This is a genomic window from Moraxella lacunata, from assembly GCF_002027545.1.
In the GTDB taxonomy this organism is placed as follows: Bacteria; Pseudomonadota; Gammaproteobacteria; order Pseudomonadales; family Moraxellaceae; genus Moraxella; species Moraxella lacunata.
The window spans coordinates 56,295-77,282 of sequence record NZ_MXAN01000004.1; the positions used below are offsets into that span (position 1 = coordinate 56,295).

17 protein-coding genes and 1 pseudogene are annotated in these 20,988 nt (G+C 44.2%); 1 reads left to right on the top strand and 17 read right to left on the bottom strand.

Annotation, left to right across the window (positions count from 1 at the left end; all coding sequences use genetic code 11):
• Positions 1-351: 351 nt before the first annotated feature.
• The 11 genes from B5J94_RS00630 to xthA all read right to left on the bottom strand — a co-directional run bounded on the left by B5J94_RS00630 (position 352) and on the right by xthA (position 10,434).
• Positions 352-2,616 (bottom strand): nitric-oxide reductase large subunit, encoded by a 2,265-nt coding sequence (locus B5J94_RS00630; RefSeq protein WP_062501524.1) that lies wholly within the window; start codon positions 2,614-2,616, stop codon positions 352-354.
• A gap of 287 nt (positions 2,617-2,903) precedes the next feature.
• Complete coding sequence (locus B5J94_RS14870) at positions 2,904-3,026, bottom strand: hypothetical protein (protein WP_265734255.1); 123 nt, start codon at positions 3,024-3,026, stop codon at positions 2,904-2,906.
• 96 nt (positions 3,027-3,122) lie between these two features.
• The gene (sixA, locus tag B5J94_RS00635) at positions 3,123-3,620 is read right to left on the bottom strand and encodes a phosphohistidine phosphatase SixA (RefSeq protein WP_062498779.1); all 498 of its coding nucleotides are present in this window, start codon (positions 3,618-3,620) and stop codon (positions 3,123-3,125) included.
• A 110-nt stretch (positions 3,621-3,730) separates the two neighbouring features.
• Entirely contained in the window at positions 3,731-5,056 is a 1,326-nt protein-coding gene (locus tag B5J94_RS00640) for an NAD(P)H-dependent glycerol-3-phosphate dehydrogenase (protein WP_062498778.1), read from the bottom strand.
• Positions 5,057-5,230: 174 nt separating this feature from the next.
• Complete coding sequence (locus tag B5J94_RS00645) at positions 5,231-5,803, bottom strand: nitroreductase family protein (protein WP_062498777.1); 573 nt, start codon at positions 5,801-5,803, stop codon at positions 5,231-5,233.
• 205 nt (positions 5,804-6,008) lie between these two features.
• Positions 6,009-7,106: a cell division protein ZapE gene (gene zapE / locus B5J94_RS00650; RefSeq protein ID WP_062498776.1), complete on the bottom strand. Its 1,098-nt coding sequence runs from the start codon at positions 7,104-7,106 to the stop codon at positions 6,009-6,011.
• A complete protein-coding gene (locus B5J94_RS00655) occupies positions 7,106-7,645 on the bottom strand; it encodes a hypothetical protein (protein WP_143821862.1) in 540 nt (179 codons plus the stop codon). Before B5J94_RS00655 ends, zapE begins: the two co-directional genes overlap by 1 nt.
• 17 nt (positions 7,646-7,662) lie before the next feature.
• Positions 7,663-8,289: an alpha/beta hydrolase gene (locus B5J94_RS00660; protein WP_062498781.1), complete on the bottom strand. Its 627-nt coding sequence runs from the start codon at positions 8,287-8,289 to the stop codon at positions 7,663-7,665.
• A gap of 193 nt (positions 8,290-8,482) precedes the next feature.
• Positions 8,483-9,034, bottom strand: coding sequence for a 5' nucleotidase, NT5C type (locus B5J94_RS00665; protein ID WP_062498774.1), 552 nt, complete (start codon positions 9,032-9,034; stop codon positions 8,483-8,485).
• A gap of 4 nt (positions 9,035-9,038) precedes the next feature.
• A complete protein-coding gene (locus B5J94_RS00670; protein ID WP_143821863.1) occupies positions 9,039-9,617 on the bottom strand; it encodes a hypothetical protein in 579 nt (192 codons plus the stop codon).
• Between the two features lies 1 nt (position 9,618).
• Positions 9,619-10,434, bottom strand: coding sequence for an exodeoxyribonuclease III (gene xthA / locus B5J94_RS00675; protein WP_062498772.1), 816 nt, complete (start codon positions 10,432-10,434; stop codon positions 9,619-9,621).
• Between the two features lie 217 nt (positions 10,435-10,651).
• On the opposite strand from xthA, the gene B5J94_RS00680 reads away from it, so the two are divergent.
• Positions 10,652-11,878: an NRAMP family divalent metal transporter gene (locus B5J94_RS00680; RefSeq protein WP_079363868.1), complete on the top strand. Its 1,227-nt coding sequence runs from the start codon at positions 10,652-10,654 to the stop codon at positions 11,876-11,878.
• Positions 11,879-11,967: 89 nt separating this feature from the next.
• Here B5J94_RS00680 and B5J94_RS00685 read toward each other — a convergent pair whose 3' ends face one another.
• From B5J94_RS00685 to B5J94_RS00710, 6 genes and pseudogenes are all read right to left on the bottom strand, one after another.
• Positions 11,968-13,566 carry an ABC transporter ATP-binding protein gene (locus B5J94_RS00685; protein ID WP_062498770.1) on the bottom strand — a complete coding sequence of 533 codons (1,599 nt, stop codon included), beginning with the start codon at positions 13,564-13,566 and terminating at the stop codon, positions 11,968-11,970.
• Between the two features lies 1 nt (position 13,567).
• A complete protein-coding gene (gene oppC, locus B5J94_RS00690) occupies positions 13,568-14,464 on the bottom strand; it encodes an oligopeptide ABC transporter permease OppC (RefSeq protein WP_211271032.1) in 897 nt (298 codons plus the stop codon).
• A 16-nt stretch (positions 14,465-14,480) separates the two neighbouring features.
• On the bottom strand, positions 14,481-15,401 hold the full coding sequence (oppB, locus tag B5J94_RS00695) for an oligopeptide ABC transporter permease OppB (RefSeq protein ID WP_062498768.1): 921 nt from the start codon (positions 15,399-15,401) through the stop codon (positions 14,481-14,483).
• 343 nt (positions 15,402-15,744) lie between these two features.
• A complete protein-coding gene (locus B5J94_RS00700; protein ID WP_062498767.1) occupies positions 15,745-17,379 on the bottom strand; it encodes a peptide ABC transporter substrate-binding protein in 1,635 nt (544 codons plus the stop codon).
• 55 nt (positions 17,380-17,434) lie between these two features.
• Positions 17,435-19,102, bottom strand: a complete 1,668-nt coding sequence (locus tag B5J94_RS00705) for an ABC transporter substrate-binding protein (RefSeq protein WP_228144481.1) — start codon at positions 19,100-19,102, stop codon at positions 17,435-17,437.
• Positions 19,103-19,172: 70 nt separating this feature from the next.
• Positions 19,173-20,870: pseudogene (locus B5J94_RS00710) on the bottom strand (ABC transporter substrate-binding protein).
• Between the last annotated feature and the right edge of the window lie 118 nt (positions 20,871-20,988).

The window sequence follows — 20,988 nt, forward strand, 5'->3', positions numbered from 1 at the left end:
AAATCAAGCAAATTTAGTATTTATAGTTAATTTTATATAAATATATTTTTAATAAATTATTCAAAATATAATTGGTTTGGTGAGTTTTTAAATAATTTGTGTCTAAAAATTGCCAATTTCTTCAAAAACATAATTTTATTTGCTAGAAATTAAATATAGTGCGATTGCCCTGTGATTGACTTTTGATCGCCTTTTTACCATTAAATCTCTTTCCAAACTAAAAATAAACCCTTATAAGTATTGGGGTTGAGATTTTTAAAAATCCACAAAAATCGGGGTTTGGAAAGAAGTCTATTAAAAACCGCCACCCAGATTAAGTAGCGGTTATAATACTGACAAAGATTTAACGATTTACAGGGCATTAGGCTGATGATTATCATCACCTGCTTTGGCAAAGACCAATTTTACTACTTGCCATGCTACTGCTATCGCCCCGATAATAAAGACCACATCACCAATGGTGCGAATCCATCTTAGCATGACCAAAAAGTCCTGTTGCAAAAAGCCTTCACTGCGTGCATACCACAAGCCTTCGGTAATGGATGCATGGGCTTGATACACCCCGATAGGCAACAAACTTGTCATTATCATCAGCACAAGACCTGCATTCAGAGCCCAAAAACTCATCTTCATCAGACTGTCATCAAAGACATGATTAGGGCGAATATAACGCACAATCAACAGCACAAAGCCGAGAGCCAAAAAGCCATACACACCAAATAACGCCGCATGAGCATGGACGGCAGTCGTGTTTAGCCCTTGGATATAAAACAGTGCCAATGGCGGATTTAACATAAATCCAAACACGCCTGCTCCGACCATGTTCCAAAACGAGACTGCCACAAAATACAAGATGGGCCATTTTAACTTGTCCATCCACGGGGCTTGATGTTGTTTTTCCCAGTGTTCATAGGCTTCATAGCCAAGCACCACGAGTGGCACAACTTCCAATGCCGAAAATGACGCACCGATTGCCATGATTGGCGTAGTCGTTCCTGTAAAATACAGATGATGGAACGTCCCTGGCACACCGCCCAATAAGAACAATGCCGCTGAGATGATGGTCGCCCCTGTGGCGGTTTTATAACGCACCAGCCCAAGGTTATAAAAGATAAAGGCAAATGCTGCGGTTGCAAATACTTCAAAAAATCCTTCAACCCACAGATGTACCACCCACCAACGCCAGTATTCCATGATGGCAATGTTGGTGCGTTCACCATAGAACAGACCCGAGCCGTAGAACAGACCGACACACGCCACAGACGCCACAAAGATAAACAATAGGTTTTTATCGCCTTTTTGTTTAAACCCATAAGCCCAGCCACGTGCCATCAGTACAAGCCACAGCAAAATACCAACAAATTTTAAAATCTGCCAAAAACGCCCCAAATCAATAAACTCATAGCCTTGATGTCCAAACCAAAAATTAAGATGGGCAGGCATGATGTGTTTTAGGGCAAAGAACTGGGCGATGAACGAACCCACACACACGATGATGAGTGCCACCCACAAGATATCCACGCCCAGTTTTTGGAATTTAGGGTCTTTGCCACCATTGATGATGGGGGTCAAAAATAAGCCTGCCGCCAAAAATGCCGTGGCAATCCAAAACAGTGCCGACTGAATGTGCCATGTCCGCACCAGTGAGTAAGGCAACCAGTCCGCCACAGGAATGCCATAGAACGAATGTCCTTCTACCGTATAATGAGCAACAAAACCACCCAAAAATACTTGTAGTACAAATAACGCCACCACAAGCAGTCCGTATTTGCCCAACGCTTTTTGCGATGGTGTTAGACTTATCTTGGTCAAAGGGTCAGACTCTGGCACCGCCAATTTGACATCTTCTTCTTTTTTGGAAAATGCCCACGCCCAAATCAAAAATCCCACGCCCGCAATCAAAAACACCACGCTAGCCACTGACCAAATGATGTTTTCGGCGGTTGGTACATTATCAATCAGTGGCTCATGTGGCCAGTTATTGGTAAATGTGGCATCTGTACCAGGACGATTTGCCGATGAAATCCACGCCGTCCAAAAATAAAAATTCGCCAAATGTTGCCGTGCGGTCAAATCAGGCAAAGTGTTATTTTTCATGGCAAAATTTTCCCGAGTCTTGACGTATTCAGGATTATCGCCATACAGCTCGATATAATAAGGGGCAACTTCATTGATTGCCTTGATGCGTGTGTCAGAGAGTACTACGGTTTGTACGCCATTATCTGCACTCGTGCGATATTCTTCTTTTAGGGCTTGACGTAGCCCTGCTTGCTCAGATGGTGTTAGGGTGTCATATCCCTTGCCGTAGGTTTCATTGGCACGAATGTCAAGCCATGCAACCAACTCACGATGCAGCCAATCAGCCGTCCAGTCGGGAGCTTGATACGCCCCATGCCCCAATACCGAACCCAACTGCATGCCACCTGTCGTCTGCCATGCTGACTGACCTTGCAGGATGTCATCATCTGTCATGATGACCTGACCTTGACTGTCCACAAACTGCTGTGGAATGGGCGGTGCAGAGCGATAAACTTCCGCCCCACCCCATCCAAGCAATGTAAAGGTGCAAAGTAGCACCCCAAACAGCACCCACCAGTGCTTTTTATACTCACCCATCTCTTGCTCCTTATCTCGTGGCTTGATTGGGAATTGTGATTGATAAGATAATCGCATTATCTTAATGACTGTTTTAAAAATATATTTTAAATATATCTTTAAAATGGCATTGTACGCCCACCCATTGCCAAAAGTCAATGCTTTATGAGACAATTTTTAAAGTTTGTTATTCTTATTAATAATTTGTTGTATTTATAGATAAAAGGTAACTTATTTTTATTAAAGGTAAATAGGGCGTGTTGAACATTGATAACATTCTTATAAAATAAGATGAAAATTTGACAATTTCAATCAATTTTTGCATGAAAAATGGCTAAATCTTGTTTTTCATCGTCAAGAACTTGTCTAATAGAATGACTATCAGCCTGCGTTTTTTCCTTGAAAAACGTGCGATTTTTCTCATTTTTCATTGCAAATACCAATATTCAACACGCCCTAAAAACCGCCACCCAAATAGGTAGCGGTTTATTAAATTAACCTACAAAGCGGTTATGTTTATCAATCCATCAAGGTTGCACGGGCGAGAATCTCTCACTTTGACGTGCCAGACCTTGGGCGATGACATCGGCTGTCATGACTCTGTACTCCGCCAAATCAAACATCGGCGGGGGCAAACCGTCTGCGTCTAGATATGCCACCATACGAGCAACTATCGGCATATGACACACTACCGCTATCGTCTTATCATGCTCATGTCCATAGTGCGATGTGATAATCTGCTCAATGTCCGCCACGCCTGCCACAGGGTCATCATCGGGGGTAATGCTGTCTAGTGTGATGAATGTGGGATTTTGTCCGTTGGCAATTGCGGTATTTTGCAAGATTTTGGCGGTTTGGTCGGCACGGTTAAAGGGGCTGGCGATAATCATGTCAAGACTGTATCGCTCGGTGAGATGCATGGCAGTCTGGTTCGCCTGAGCTTGTCCAAATTCGGTCAAATCACGCCCAGCATCATCAGCACAATAGGCGGTTGCTTGACCATGTCGGATAAAGATAAGTTTCATGGTAAATTCTTCTTTTAATATAGGGTAAATTGCAATTTACCCCTACACATTTAGTTAAAATTTTTCAAAAGCATTATGATAAGAATACAATCCAATTTAACAATCACGACCTATTTATCATCATTATCATCAATAGCTTCATCATCTTTGGGTTTATTCTCTTTACTTGCTTTTAAGACCTTATCAAACTCTTTTGACAGCTTTTCATTGCTCTCATCGTGGGGCATGACAAATTCCACATCACTTCGAAACCCTGTTTCCATCAGGTTTACCGCCACACTCAGAGCTGATTTATTTTCGTATAACACCGCATATAGGGCGTGAGTGATTGGCATATAAATGCCCAGTTTTTTGGCTTGTTCTTCTACCTGAGCAATGGTATTTACCCCTTCGGCGGTTTGTCCGAGCTTTTTAATGGCGTTATCCAGCGTAATGCCCTTACCAAGCATATTGCCGATTTGATAATTGCGACTTAGGGTAGAATTACAAGTGGCGTACAAATCGCCCACACCTGATAAGCCTAAGAACGTCAAGGGGTTTGCCCCCACCGCTACGCCAAATCGGCTCATCTCCGCCAACGCCCGAGTCAGTAGCATGGCTTTGGTGTTCTCGCCCACGCCATAGGCATTTGCCATACCCATTGCCACGGCATAGATATTTTTTAAGGCTCCGCCTAACTCCACACCCTTGACATCATCGGACGCAAACACCCGAAAAAACGCACTGTGCAGTGCTGTCTGCACCGCCACTCTAAGTGGCTCGGACGGACTGGCAATCACGCTGGCGGACGGCATATTATTCATGATTTCAAGGGCAAGGTTGGGCCCGCTCATCACGCCAAAATTCACCTGTGGCAATTCGTCCTTGATGATGTCGCTCATCAGGGCAAACGTGCCTTTTTCTATGCCCTTGGTCAAAGACACCACCGCTTGATGTGTGATGTGTGGACGGATATTTTGCAAGGTCTCACGCACCGCCGAGCTTGGCACCGCCACAAAGATGATGTCTTTGTTTTTGACTGATTCTGCCAAATCATGACTAAATGCCAGACGGCTATCTAGCACATGATTGGGTAGGTATTTTTTGTTAATGCGGGTTTTTTGTAAGGCTTTGACCGTCTTTTTATCACGCACCCACAAGGTCGTCTCACAGCCGTTTTTGGCGGATAAATTCGCCATTGCCGTCCCAAAACTGCCTCCACCGAGTACCACGATACGCAGGGGCGTATCCATTTGCTTATCCACATGAATGCCAAATGTGTCTGGGTCTGGCTCTTTTTTGCGTTTTTTGGCAAAATGAGCAAGGTTTGCCAAGATTCCGCCTTCGGCTTCGGATTTTTCGAGCAGATGACGGGCTTCTTCTAAGCCTTGATTGATACTTTGACTTGCCACATCGACAATTTTTTTAACTTTGGGGTTATCTTTTGGCAATTTCATGGACTTGTCCTTTTTCAAACTTTTATTGATCAGTTATTAGGCTACTCTCAACTTTATATCAAATAATTGTTTTATCAATTGTTTTATCAAGGGCGAATATGATTCGCCCCTACAACCCGAAAAATAATTATCAGATAATCAATAAGTTACCATTTTAAGTTGAGATTGAGCAATTTATTGATAAAAATAAACAAATTCTGCCAAATCCGCTTCTTCACGCTCAGGCATGACAATATCACTTGACCCAACATAAATAAATCCGCACACGGTGTTATCATCGCTAACCCCAAAATGGGCTTTGATGGCAGGCTCGTTGCACAAATCGCCTGTACGCCACACCGTGCGATAGCCCATGCTTTGCAGTGCCAACAGCAGGTTTTGCACCACCGCCCCCACGCACAGAAGTTGCTCAAACTCTGGTACTTTTGGGTGCGATTTATAATCCGTTGCCACCGTGATAATCATCGGAGCCCGTTTTGGCATATTAATGAGCTTGGTGCGTGCGGTGTCATCTAGGCTCTCGCCGTCCGTCTCGGCTTTGGCAAGCCCTGCTTGGAGCAGTACTTGTCCAAACTCGTCAAGAGCCTTACCCACCATAACGCCAAACCGATAAGGGCGTAACACCTTATGGTCGGGGGCGGTCATCGCACACAAAAAGGCGGTGTTTAGCTCATCATGGCTTGGCATGGGTAGGGAGAGTTTGCCAATGCTACGGCGAGCATGGATAAGGGAGATTAGGTCGTTCATGGTTTTTCTCGTTTGATTTTTTGCTTTTAATTAGTTTACAATATTACGAATAGGGGCGAATTACATTCGCCCAAAATTAAGGCGTTTACAGGGCAAAAGAAAACCGTTTGTGGTGAGCTATGCCTACCCATGACGGTTTTCCGCACCCACAGGCAGGCTCAGGGCGAACGGAAAACCTAGTGCAGGAAATCCAATAAACCACCCCCTATTCTACCCTATGTTCTTCTGACAAATATTCCTCAGACTGCATTTCTAAGAGGCGTGAACGTGTCCGCTCAATCTCAAAGGCGAGTTTTTCGCCCTGATACAACTCCAAAATAGACTGCTCGGCACGCACGAGCAACTTGACACGGCGGTCATAAAACTCATCCACCAAATAAATAAACCGTCTCGTTGGGTCCATAAACGTATCCGTCAAGGCAGGGACATTATCCACCATGACCGTATCAAAATCACTGGCAATCTCGATAAAATCAGATGCTGAGCGTGGTTGCATACACAAATCCCTAAAACTTGCCAAAAGCATGGTCTCGGTACGCTTAATGATAGCAATCTCACGCCCACCGATGACAATGGGGTCGGTTACTACCTTTTGACCGCCCGCCAACGTATCAAACCGCTCGGACAGCCAGTCTTTGGTGTCGTCCGTTAGGGGCGATGAGTAGAGTTTGGCTTGTTTTAACAGTCTTAGCCGATAATCCGTCCCAGAGTCAATATTCATCACGGTCGTGTGCTTTTCAACCTGCTCAATGGCGGGCAAAAAGCGGTCTCTGTGAATGCCATTTTTATAAAGTCCAGACGGCTCAATGTTGGACGTTGCCACAAGCGTAATGCCACGCTCAAAGAGCATACTAAACAAATCGCCCAAAATCATGGCGTCCGACACATTGGAGACAAAAAACTCATCAAAACAAATGACAACCGCCTCGCTATGGATAATGTCCGCCACTTTTTGTAAGGGATTGACTTGACCTTGCAATTTGACAAGCTCGGACTGTACTCGCTTCATAAAATGATGAAAATGCAGTCGCATTTTTCGCTCTATCGGCAAGCTGTCATAAAACATATCCATAAGCCACGTCTTGCCACGTCCGACACCGCCCCACATATACAAGCCTTTGGGGGGCGTGGGTTTGGCTTTGAACAAACTGGCAAAAAAGCCTTGATTGGTGTTTTGGCTTGCCATGATTTCATGGTGTAATTTGTCAAGGTAGGCAACCGCCTTAGCTTGTACATCATCGTGGCTAAAATTGCCTGTGGCTAGGGCTTCATCATAGCGTTTTTGGGGGGATAAATTGGTCATTATTTTTCCTTTGGCTCTATATTTGTCTTGTTGATTTTGCGATTTTCACCACAAACATCGTCACGTGTATAATTGAACGTCATCATCATAATATGTCCTAGAAATAGCACAAAAAACAACGCGCTTACAAGTGCCGAACCCCATAAATAGCTTTTTAAACTACGTACGCCACGAGCATATTCATATTCGGTTAAATATTTATAAGGCTTATCGGGCAAATAATAAATATTAATGGTCTTAGATGGATTATTACAACCGCCTGTCAGATTATGTGTGTAGGTTTTACCATTAACCACACGCCGATAATAAGCATCGTCACTCCCACCTCTTCTGCCACTAGAACATAATGTTTTATATAAATACGCTGTTGTGACCACCCCGTTAGCATGAATGTCTACATGAAGTTCTTGTGCTTTTATGCGATAGCTGATAGATACAAGCATTGAGATTAGCATAATGAACAGCAAAACAACTACCCATATTATAAATATTCTCTTGTTGTACACAAAAAATGCTTTATCTAAAACAATATCATTCATCTGTACAATTTCTCAAATCATTTTTCAATCAATTCTTTTAGCTCGCCAAGTCGCCCATGAAAAAAGTGGCTCGCCCCTGTCATCACTTTACGGCGTATGCCAAACTCATCGGCAAAATCCGCCATACTGCTTGGGCGGACAAATTCATCTTGGTCGCCATAAATCATAAGCGTATCGGTTGGCAAGGTTAGCCCTGTTGGGTTGTTTTTTTCAATGGACGGGGCGATGAGTGTGAGTTTTTGCAGATTGACATCATAATCCGCCAACACCTTATCCGCCACACGGCACGCAATAAATCCACCAAAAGAAAATCCTGCCAGCCAAAGCGTCTTGGCAGATGTCTGCTTCAACGCCCAATCAAGCACGCATAGGCTGTCTAAATACTCGCCATTGCCATACTCAATCTCACCGCTTGACTGCCCCACGCCCCGATAATTAAACCGCACGGTATCCATATTAGCTTCTTTGCAAAAGCGGTATAGGGTCGTAACGACCTTATTATTCATTGTCCCGCCTGCTTTGGGGTTGGGGTGTAATATAAGAGCAAGCACGTCCGAGCCTGCCCAATGTGCGTCCACTTCAAGCACTGCACTGTCGCCCATATGTGGGGCAGGGATTAGGGTTGTGGGTTTTAAGTTTTTCATGTTTTTAAAAGTATAAAAATGGGTCATTATAGCATAAAATCAGGCTTATACAGGTGTTTTGTGGTAGGTTTTTATGATGAGATTTTGGATTTTATTTTTAAAATGAGCGTAAATGATTAAGATTATGTTAAATAAATTTTTAAAAAAAACATCATCATGATGTCTTCCATGCCAAGACAGCAACTTTTATAAATCATGATGACTTGAATGTCAAAAGCTCCGCCCAGCTCTCCTTATCCGTCCACACGACTTTTTTGCCTGGCAGGTGCTCGTTATATCCCTGCAAGTAATGCCAATGCTCCCACATCGGTATCAAAGACCCTGTGATGACAGGCTTATCATCTATCAGCACATCGCCACGCACCCACGTTTTGTCCTTAGTCAAGATAATGCGTTTTGTCCACTCTGCCCCCAAATATCGCTCCACCCACGCAAATTTTTCACTCACGCAATGCCGATACGCTCGTATGGGAGCGGTACAAATTCGCACATCTAGCCCATTATCAAGCAAGGTCTGCAAGGCAGTTATCGCCCCGTCTATTGGGGGCAGATTTTCAAAAAAGCCTTTTTGGGCATAAATGTCGTTTAGCTCCGCTTTATGCTGTGGCAGTTCATCGTGCAAATAAAATTCGGTGCGATTATCAATGGGCAATGGCGTGCCGTGTCGCTTCTGCCAAATGATATTGATTGATTTTTCAAAATCTGCCAATACGCCGTCTTGGTCTATTAAGATAAGTTTGGTCATGGATTTATCTATATCTTTTAAAGAGTGTTTGTTTTTGGGATTGATAAGATTTGCCACTTAAAATCACGTCAATGATGTCATCACTGCCAAATTCTATGTGGTTGCCGTCTATTTTGTGGGAACAAAATAAATCGTAATCATAGCTTTTTGGGAAATTGACCGCCAATAATTCATGCAAATAGCTATCCAAATAATGTTCACAACATCCAATAAACTCATCGGTTTTATCGTGTGGCTCATTGATGAATGGTGCTATTTGCCGTGTTTGCTCGTGTTTTAATGTCCGCACGATGTCTGTCAAGTCATCTTGCCCGACATGACAGGCGACAGGTTTTGGCAGGGCAATCTTGAACGCAAGGGCTTCTACGCCGTCCACTTCCCACCACTCCCACAAGAGATATTCGCCCATGTCTTTGCCTGTTAACTCCGCCAAATCATCAGCAAGCTTTTGATAGGCTTGGTCAAACTCGTCATCTGATGACACATGGTTATCCACTTGCCATTCAAAGGCTTGCAAAGATTTTAAGACCACAGGATACAGCGTGTGGGCGGTATTAAGGTGGTTGGCTAGTGATTTAAGCACATCACACCCCAAACCTTGCCCAAATCGGTGCATGGTCAGACGGCTTTTCTAGCCCACGAATGTCATAGCTGATTCCTGCATCCACGCAGTCTTGGATAAGTCTGTCTGTACACAGAATATGGTCAATCCGCAAACCCCGTTTTGGCGTGTCATCAAAGCCTTTTGAGCGGTAATCAAACCAACTAAACTCGTCTGCACTGTCAGGCTTAAACTTACGGTAAGTGTCGTGCAAATCACGACTCATTAAGGCATCATACCACTCACGCTCTTCGGGCAAAAACGAACAAGTGCCATTTTTTAGCCAGCGTTTGGCGTTTGGCTCGCCAATGCCCACATCGTTGTCATGGGGCGAGATGTTCATATCGCCCATGATGACAAGCTCACGCCCCTGCCCTTTTAGCTCGTCAATGTAGCGGTTTAGGTCGGCATAAAAAGCACGTTTCATGGGGAATTTGGTCTCATGTTCACGGTTTTCGCCTTGGGGAAAATAGCCGTTGATAACATCAATCTCACGCCCATTGACATCAAATCGGGCATGAATGAGCCGTCTTTGAGCATCCACATCAGCAAAGGGAAAGCCCTTTTGCACAAAAATCGGCTCAAATTTGGACAAAATCGCCACACCATAATGCGACTTTTGCCCAAAAAATTCCACATGATAACCAAGGCTCTCCACGTCTTTTAGGGGAAAGGCATCATCATGGACTTTGGTTTCTTGCAAACCAATAACATCCGCCCCAAGCGTATCACGCACGGCAACGAGTTGGTGCGGTCTGGCACGCAGTCCGTTAATATTAAAACTGACAAAAGTGGTCATTGCGATATTCTCTTAAAAAATTAAAAAATAATGACATATTATAAGGGCAAAACCGCAAATATAAAGGGCATGCCGACCGTTGGTAACATTTTTACAAAACGCCCTACTTTATATAAAAATTTCTGCATAATATAAATTATTAATCATAAAAAATTATAAAACAATAAGCTATAATATGCTAATATCACAAAACTTTATTTTTATTATTGGGGCAGTTATGGCTAATCGCATTAACTGGAGAGCCTTTGGGCCAGGTATTTTGATTGCATCTGCCGCCATTGGTGGTTCACACTTGATCGCATCAACACAGGCGGGGGCGTTATATGGTTGGCAACTTGCCATCATCATCTTATTGGCAAACTTTTTTAAATACCCTTTTTTTCGCTTTGCCACCGACTACGCTTATGAAACGGGTGAGAGTCTCATTGCAGGCTACGCCAAAAAGTCTAAATTTTATCTTTGGGCGTTTTTTATTCTATCCATCCTATCAGGCATGATCAGTACAGGGGCTGTGGTACTGCTGACAGCGGTGATTTTAAGTTATATGCTCCCCTTTGAACTCTCCACAGTTGTACTGTCGGCGGTGATGGTGGTGGCATCTTGGGCATTGCTCATCTTTGGGCATTTTCGGATGCTTGATAATGTGACCAAATGGATCATTATTTTGCTGACCGTTACGACCATCTTGGCGGTCATCATCGCAGGGGCAAAAGCACCACCACCTGCCCATGACTTTGTGGCAGTATCACCGTTTAACATGGCAGGACTTTCCTTCATCATCGCCTTGATGGGCTGGATGCCAACGCCATTAGAATTCTCCGCCATCTCATCGGTGTGGACCGCCAAAAAAATTCGTGATGACCATCCAACACATGAACAAGGCTTGCTTGACTTTAATGTCGGCTATCTTAGCTCTGCCATTTTGGCGTTATTTTTCTTGGCGTTGGGGGTGTTTGTCCAGTATGGCACAGGGCAAGAGATTGCCATGCAGGGCAGTGCTTATATCGGACAGCTCATCAATATGTACACCAACACCATCGGCGAATGGGCAAGGGGCTTGGTGACGTTCATCGCCTTTTTGTGCATGTTTGGCACCATCATCACTTGCGTGGATGGCTATGGTCGTGCCAATGCCGAATGCTTTACACTCATCAGTGGACACGAGCCATCAGGCAAGACCACGCTGTTTTGGACGACTATTACCACCATCACAGGTTTTGGACTCATCACATTCTTTATGGGGCAGATGGCAACTTTGCTCAAATTTGCCATGATTTCTGCCTTTGTCACTGCACCTATTTTTGCCTATTTGAACTACTCACTCATCAAAAGCCGTGGCAAAAAACTCTCGCATCTGATGAATATCTATGCCATCTGCGGGATTGTGTTTTTGACAGGGTTTACGGGGCTGTTTTTGTTGCAGTTTTTTGGGATTATCGGATAAACTTTACACCAAACCACGATAAAAAACCAGTCGCTTGACTGGTTTTTTTGTTGGACGGGGTAAAATAAATTAAGACAAACTAGGACAAACTAAGACAAATTAGATGCTTGCACTAGTAGCTGGGTGTACTCATGCTTTGGCTCTTCAAAAATCTGTCTTGCCGTACCCATCTCCACCACTTCACCCCCACTCATCACAATCACGCGGTCAGAGAGTGCTTTGACCACCGATAAATCATGGCTGATAAAAATATAGCTTAGTCCATATTTTTTTTGTAGGTCATTTAAAAGATTGACTACCATGATTTGGGTAGAGCGATCAAGGGCAGATGTCGGTTCATCAAGCAAAACAAATTTTGGCTCTAAAATAATCGCTCGGGCGATGGCGATACGCTGACGCTGACCCCCTGAGAACTCATGCGGATAGCGGTTTATCATGGTGGGCGATAGATTGACTTCTTTTAAGATCTTAACCACCTTTTGCCGACGTTCTTCTTTGCTCATCTGCGGAAAATGTACAGTAAGCCCCTCTTCTATAATCTCACGCACGGTCAGACGAGGCGACAATGAGTTAAAGGGGTCTTGAAAGACGATTTGCATATCACGGCGTAGAGCTTGGCGTTTGTCGCCTGTGGTGTCAATGATTTTCTCGCCATTAAAACGAATGTCGCCCGTGGATTCCACAATCTGCATGATGGCACGCCCCAGCGTGGATTTGCCCGAACCTGACTCACCTACGATGCCGAGCGTTTCGCCCACTTTTAGGTCAAGTGTGATGCCCTTGACTGCATTAAAGGTTTTGGTCGGCTTGCCAAAAAAGTTGCGTGCGATGACATAATCCACCTTAATGCCCTCTGCTGTGATGAGCTTTGGGGCAGATTCATCAAGGATGGGTTTGTGATTGTTGGGAATGGGGGTCAACAGCTCAACAGTATAAGGATGTTGTGGATTATCAAAGACCTCTTGGGTCGTGCCACGTTCAATAATCACGCCATACTGCATGACACACACTTGATCGCTGTACTTTCTCACCAATCGCAAATCATGAGAGATTAAAATAATCGCCATGCCCAAATCACGCTGCAATTCTAGCATTAAATCCAAAATTTCCGCCTGCGTGGTTACATCAAGAGCGGTAGTCGGTTCATCGGCGATGAGTAGGTCGGGTTTATTGATGATTGCCATTGCAATCATGATGCGTTGAAGTTGCCCACCTGAAAATTCATGTGGATATGCTGTCATTTTTTTGTCAGCATTGGGGATTTTGACCTTTTGTAAGGTGTCAAGTGCCAGTTTGGTGGCTTCGGACTTGCTTACACTCGGATTGTGAATGCTGACCGCTTCTGCCACTTGTTTGCCAATGGGGACAAATGGATTGAGTGATGTCATGGGTTCTTGAAAAATCATGGCAATCTTATCACCACGAATGGCACGCATCTGTCTTTCAGATAAGTCAAGCAGCTCTTTACCATTAAAAAGCACCGATGATTTTTTGTCAAAAGTGGTGATATTTTTGGGCAAAAGCTGCATGATTGCCATTGACGTTACCGACTTACCTGAACCTGACTCACCGACGATGGCAAGCGTCTCCCCTTTTTCTACGGTAAATGATAAATCTTTGACCGCATGGACAAGCTCTTCATCGGTTTTTAAAAATACATCCAAATTTTTTACTTGTAATAATGTCATATCATCTGTCCTTTGGGTCTAAGGCATCACGCAAACCATCGCCAATAAAGTTAAAACAAAACAGTGTTATCACCAAAAAAGTAGATGGCACAAGCAGCTGCCACGGAGCAACCTGCATGGTTTGAGCTCCTTCTTGAAGCAGTGCCCCCCAACTGGTTCTGGGCTCTTGCACACCCAGCCCTAAAAAACTTAAAAATGATTCAAATAAAATCATCCCAGGCACAATAAGAGATGCATAAATCACAACCACACCCAATACATTTGGCACGATATGACGGATGACAATTTGCCAGTTGGTAACCCCCGTTACTCGGGCAGCTTCAATAAATTCCTTGTTTTTTAGACTCAATGTCTGACCACGCACGATACGAGCCACATCAAGCCATGAGACCAAACCGATTGCCACAAAAATCAAGATGATATTACGCCCAAACAAGGTAACAAGCAAAATCACAAAAAACATGAAAGGAAAGGCACTTAAAATCTCTAAAAACCGCATCATGACCATATCCACTTTGCCGCCCAAAAAGCCAGAGACCGCACCATAAACCGTACCTACCAGTACCGCCACCAAAGCACCTGCAATCCCCACCATCAGTGATATTTGTCCGCCGACTGCCGTCCGTACGAGCAGGTCTCGCCCTAAGGTATCTGTACCAAAATAGTGCTTGGTTTGCATGGATGGGGCAATACCCATGTTACTCCAATCCGTATCAGCATAGCCAAATGATGATAACATGGGGGCAACAATCACAAATGCCGTGATAAGAAGTAATACCACACCACTTGCTATGGCAGCTTTGTTACGGCGAAAACGTCGCCATGCATCTTGCCACAAACTTCGTCCCTTTACCACAGGTTCTATGGTTTGCACGGTTTTGCTTGCATTCATAGACATACACATTCCTTCATTATTAGTATTTAATTTTTGGGTCAATCACCGCATACAAAATATCAACAATCGCATTAAATAGGATTGTCAATACCCCCACCAAAATCGTCAAACTTAGCACAAGGCTATAATCACGGTTTAAAGCACCATTGACAAAAAGCTGACCAATACCAGGCAAACCAAAAATCGTCTCAATCACGATAGAGCCTGTGATTATCCCCACAAATGCAGGCCCCAAATAAGAGATGATGGGCAACATGGCAGGACGCAAGGCATGTTTAATCACAATGTGTGATAAAGGTAATCCCTTTGCTTTGGCGGTACGAATATAGGGGCTATTCATCACCTCAATCATCGAACCTCTTGTGATGCGAGCGATGCTTGCCACATAACCTATCGCCAATGCTGCCACAGGTAGCACCAAATTCATGAATGCCCCACCATTCCAGCCCCCAGCAGGAAACCATTTTAAAATAACCGCAAAAATAAGCACAAGTAGCGGTGCTTTGACAAAGCTTGGTATGACTATGCCTGTCATTGCCAATGTCATCAACGTATAATCAAGCCAGCTGTTTTGTTTTAAGGCAGCAATCACCCCCAAACCAATCCCCAACACCACCGCAATGATGAATGCATACAAGCCAATCTCTATCGAAACAGGCAAGGCTTGGGCAAGCAGTTCATTGATGGTGTAATCCTTGTACTTAAAAGATGGACCAAAATCCCCTTGGGCAAGCTGTTTTAGGTAATTTAAAAATTGAAGCCATATCGGGTCATTTAAATGGTATTTCGCCTCGATGTTGGCAAGTACCGCAGGGGGTAGATTACGCTCGCCCGTAAAAGGACTGCCGGGAGCAAGTCGCATCATAAAAAACGAAATGGTAATCAAAAAGAGCATGGTTGGAATGGCTTCTAACACACGCTTAAAAATGAGTTTAAACATAAGCACTCTCTTATTGTTGTTGCAAGTCCATGGCAACGTAGAAACCCTGTCAGTTTAACAAATGAGCGGTGACCCATACATCATCCCAATGCCTTTTGCCACTGCTTTTGTGCATCTGTCATCATCTAACATTCCCTCTACTGATGGGTTTTACCTAAAAATCGGTGGCTTATTGTAACATAAGCCATTATATACACCTATTAATTATTTTTAATAAAACATCGGTATTTAAAACTTTTATTAAAAATAATTTATTGCAAAAATTCGCATGAATCATAGGGCGTGATTTTTAAAAACAACAGCACCTCACAAACAACTGCAAGGTGCTGTGACTCGTACCCAATTATTTTAACGTCCAGTCTTTGATTTGCCAGTTACTGCTCGGGTCATTTAGTGACTCTGCTTCTAGATAGGGCTTTTTGAGGCGAACCGAAATGGCAGTATAAATCGGCACCATGACCATATCCCTGTCCAAAATCGCCTCGGCATTGTGGTAGATTTTCATACGCTCATCATCACTAATGCCTGCACTTAGGGTTGAATCCAACAAACGGTCAAATTCTGCATTTTTGTATTGACCTGAGTTGTTACTGTTACCCGAGCGTAAGATATTTAGGAAAGTTGATGGCTCGTTATAGTCGGCACACCATCCTGCAAATGCTGTATCAAACTTACCTTGACGGCGAGTATCTAACATGGTTTTCCATTCTTGATTGATGATAGACACATTGACACTACCACCAAATGATTCATTAAGCATGGATGATGTGGCTGTGGCGATACGCTTACCTGTTTCGCTCGTGCTGTATAGCAGTTCAAACTTTAAAGGCTTGCTCGCCGAATAACCCGCCTCTTCAATGAGCTTTTTGGCTTGTGCCACTCGTGCTGATTTGTCAAGTTTTGTCCACTCGTGGCTGACCTCGCCCATGCCGTGAATGGCAGGTGGGGTAAACTGATAGGTTGCCTTCTCGCCACGACCCAACACTTTTTCAGCAATCGTCTCACGGTCTAATGCCATGGCAATGGCTTGACGAGCTTTTACATCATTAAAAGGTGCTTTGGCGTGATTATATTCTAAATAAAAAGTACACAATTTTGGCGAAGAATGCACCTCATCAGGCAACTCCTTTTTGATGCTTGCCAAATGCTCCGATGGAATGGCGGCAAGCTCAACCTCGCCTGCTTTGTAGCGATTGACTTCTGTAGATGCTGATGTGATGGGCAGGAACGTGGCTTTATTAATATTACCCGTCACTTCACCAAAATAGGCAGGATTTCGCTCTACGGTGATGTGACTATTCACCACCCAATCGGTCAATTTGTACGCACCACTAACCACGATGTTGGCAGGGTCAAGCCATTTGTCGCCATGAGCGTCGATGGCTTGCTTTGGCACAGCATATGCCACAGGCAATACCAATAAGTCGGGCAAATAAGGTACGGGGTCAGTTAGTGTAATTTCAAGCGTTTTATCATCAACGGCTTTTACACCCAAGGTTTCCACGCCTGCCTTACCTTCAGCAATTTGACCTGCATTGACCACTTTGGCATCCACCAAATAGCTAGAATATGGTGATGCGGTATTTGGATCGGTCAGACGTTGAAAACTATACACAAAGTCATGAGCGGTAATCGGTGTATCATCTGACCATTTGGCATCACGGATTTTAAATGTCCACACTTTACCATCGGCACTGTCCCATTCACTTGCCAATACTGGTATGGTCGCTCCTTTTTCATCAGCACTGACCAATCCGACAAACATTTGGCGAATGATGGCAAATGAACTTGAATCTGATGCCTTATGCAAATCCAATGATTCAGGCTCTGCACCATTGGGAATGGTAATGCTGTCCTTGGATGCACTGGCACTACTGGCACCACCTGCTTGGGCGGACGGCTTATCACCCCCACACCCTGTCAAAGTAACCGCTCCACATAAGGTAAGCATGGCTAGGTTTAATGTTGATAGTTTCATCTTAGTTCTCCATGATGATGAAGCTGGGGCATTCCACCCCAGCGGTGTTAATGGCTTATTTTGCCACTGACCAATATTTGGCTTGCCATTGGTCAAGCGGGTCTTTGTTAGAATACCCTTTCACATAAGGCTTGACTAGGCGAGCATTGGTATAATAAAAGATGTCAATATGCACCTCATCTTTATCCAGCAGACTCTCAGCTTGATGATAGATTTTCACTCGCTCTTCATCGTTTAGCCCCGCTTGTAATGAACTTGCCATGATGGCGTCATATTCGGCACTCTTATAGGCTGACCAGTTGTTGGTGTTGTTTGATTTCATCAAGTTTAGGAAGGTTGATGATTCGTTATAATCGCCACACCATCTGGCTCGCACCATTTGGTATTTGCCCAGACGGCGAGTTTCTAGGTAGCTCTTCCACTCTTCGTTCACAAGCTCTACATTCACACCCAAGGATTCTTTCCATAGGCTTGCCATTGCCACGGCGATTTTTTTGTGGCTTTCGTTGGTGTCATACAACAGCTTAAAGGTCAATGGGTTGGATTCATTATAACCTGCTTCATTTAGTAGCTTTTTGGCTTCCTCTAAACGCTTGGCTCTGTCCCATGATTGCCATTCTGGGGTGTATTTTAACCCCCCTTTGACGGCAGGCGGGGTAAATTGATAGGCAGGCACTTGTCCTTGTCCCATGACTTTCTCAGCAATCAATTCTCTGTCTGCTGCTAAGTTTAAGGCACGGCGAACTTTGATGTCATCAAAGGGGGCGTTATCAACATTAAGTTCATAATAATAGGTGCATAGCGTTGGGGCGGATTTGACCTCATCGCCTAGGGTTCGTTTTAGGGATGCAAACTGCTCAGATGGCAGTTCACTGGCGGTAATGTCAATCTCACCTGCCTGATAACGCTGTACATCCGTAGTCGCCTGCGGAATGGGTAGCATGGTCAGCTTATCTAGTTTGACATTGGCATGGTCATGATAGGATGGGTTTTTCTCTAAGACGATTTTTTCATTGACTATCCATTCAGTCGGCTTATACGCCCCATTGACCACGATATTTTTAGGATTTGTCCATTTATCGCCATGAGCTTCCACGGTTGCCTTGTGTACAGGCTGTACAGATGTATGAATCATCATGTCAGGCAAATAAGGTACCGCTTCTGATAAGGTAATCTCCAAGGTCTTATCATCAATGGCTCGTACGCCCAATGTATCCGTTGGTTTATTACCCAAGATAATCTCACCGGCATTGACCACTTTGGCATCTTCTAGGTAACTGGCGTACGATGACCCCGTTTTTGGGTCAACCAACCGCTGAAAACTATACACAAAATCATGAGCCGTTACGGGGTCGCCATTTGACCATGTGGCATCACGCAAGCTAAAAGTCCATACTTTATTGTCAGCACTCTCCCACTTTTGTGCCATGCCTGCCACCAGATTACCATCATTATCTGTTGTCAGTAGCCCCTCTGAAAACTGACGAATCACGTTCGCCTCTTGCACACCTTTGGCAACATGCGGGTCAAGCGACTCAGGTTCGCTGGCATTATTGATGGTAATGGCTTGCTCAGCAGTGGCTTGGGCATTGGTGTTAGTTTGGGTAGTATCGGTTTGAGCTGAGCTTGGCTTATCACCGCCACACGCTGTCAAACCAAATAAGACTGCCATGCTAAGCACAGCAGGATGAAAACGTGGCAGTTGAGACATAAAATGGGACATACTTTCTCCTATGCTCCTATGATAAACAAAACACAAATCACCCTAGGGCGATTTGTGCTGTTGTTATGTGTTAGTGTTTGGCAATTTTCCAATCTTTAACCTGCCATGTGCTTTGCGGGTCGTTGTCTGCATAGCCTAGGACGTATGGTTTTACCAAACGGGGTGATACATAGTGATACACAAAGATGGTCGCACTGTCTTTATCTAGCACCGCCTCGGCTTGGCGATACAGCTCGGCACGCTGTTCTGCGGTAACATCCGCCCCTAATGTACTACTCATCAAACGGTCAAACTCTGGGCTGTTGTATTTACCATAGTTACTTGAATCGCTTGAGATGAATGTATTTAGGAACGTTGATGCTTCATTGTAGTCAGCACACCACGCGCCACGAGATACTTGATGCTTTTGAGTGCGTCGAGTTTCAAGGTAGGTTTTCCATTCTTGGTTATTTAGACTCACTTCAACAAAGCCCAAAGAATCTTTCCAGAACGACGCTGCCGCCACCGCCAGTTTTTTGTGTGCCTCTGATGTGTTATACAGCAGTTCAAACTTCAAAGGATTGGACTCATTAAAACCTGCTTCATTGAGTAGCTTTTTAGCTTCTTCAATACGCTTGGCTTTATCCCACGCCTTCCACTCAGGCTCATAATCCTTCATGCCTGCGATAGAATTTGGCGTGAATTGATATGCCACGGTCTGACCTTGTGCCAAGATATTGTCAGTGATGATGTCACGGTCTAGTGCCAACGACAACGCTTTACGCACACGCACATCATCAAACGGGGCTTTGGTGTGATTGAACTCATAGTAATAAGTACATAGCTTCGGCTGAACTTTAACCTGCTCGCCCAACTCTGATTGGAGCTGTTTAAACTGCTCTGATGGCAAGGCATCTGCCGTGACATCCACCTCGCCTGCTTTGTAGCGAGTCACGTCGGTAACCTCTGATGGGATAGCCAGTAGCGTCACTGTATTGATGGTTGTCTTGGCGTCATCATAATAACTGGCATTACGCTCTAACACAATGCGTTCATTGACTTGCCAATCTTTTAGGTTGTAAGCACCATTCGCCACATAGTTACCCACTGCTGTCCATTTGTCACCATGTTGCTCTACTGCTTTTTGGTTGACAGGCTTGACAGAAGTATGAATGAGCGTGTCAGGCAAATAAGGTACAGGCTCGGATAAGGTGACCTCAAGCGTCTTATCATCAATGGCTTTGACACCCAGTGTATCAGGTTTTGCCTTACCGTTTACGATGTCCTAGGCATTCACCACCTTGACCGCCACCAAATAAGTGGCATAAGGCGATGCTGTCTCAGGATTTACCAGGCGCTGAAAACTATACACAAAATCCTGAGCCGTCACAGGGTCGCCATTTGACCACTTGGCATCACGCAATTTAAATGTCCACACCTTATTATCAGCACTCTCCCATGATTCTGCCATGCCAGGTACAGTGTTACCATTTGCATCGGTTGATGTCAAACCAACCAATAGCTGACGAATGACGTTAGATTCTGGCACGCCTGATACTTTATGCGGGTCTAGCGACTCAGGCTCTGCACCGTTATTGATGGTCACTTCTTGTGTATCGGCAAGTTCGCCTGTAGCAACAGATGTATTACCTGCTAATGTTTGGGTTGACTCTTTATCGCCACCACAGCCAAATAAAGCCAGGCTAAGCGAGACAAGCAGTGCTGATGGTACAAATTTTGCATTCATGGGTATGTCCTTATGTGAAAAACAGTAACGTATCGTTAGCATTGCGTTATTTGAACTTGCGTAATTACCACTTATTCAAATGACAACTAAATATAATCATTTTTTACCCCCAAAGTCAAGAATTTTTTAAAGATTATGGCAAAATAATGACAACAAAAAA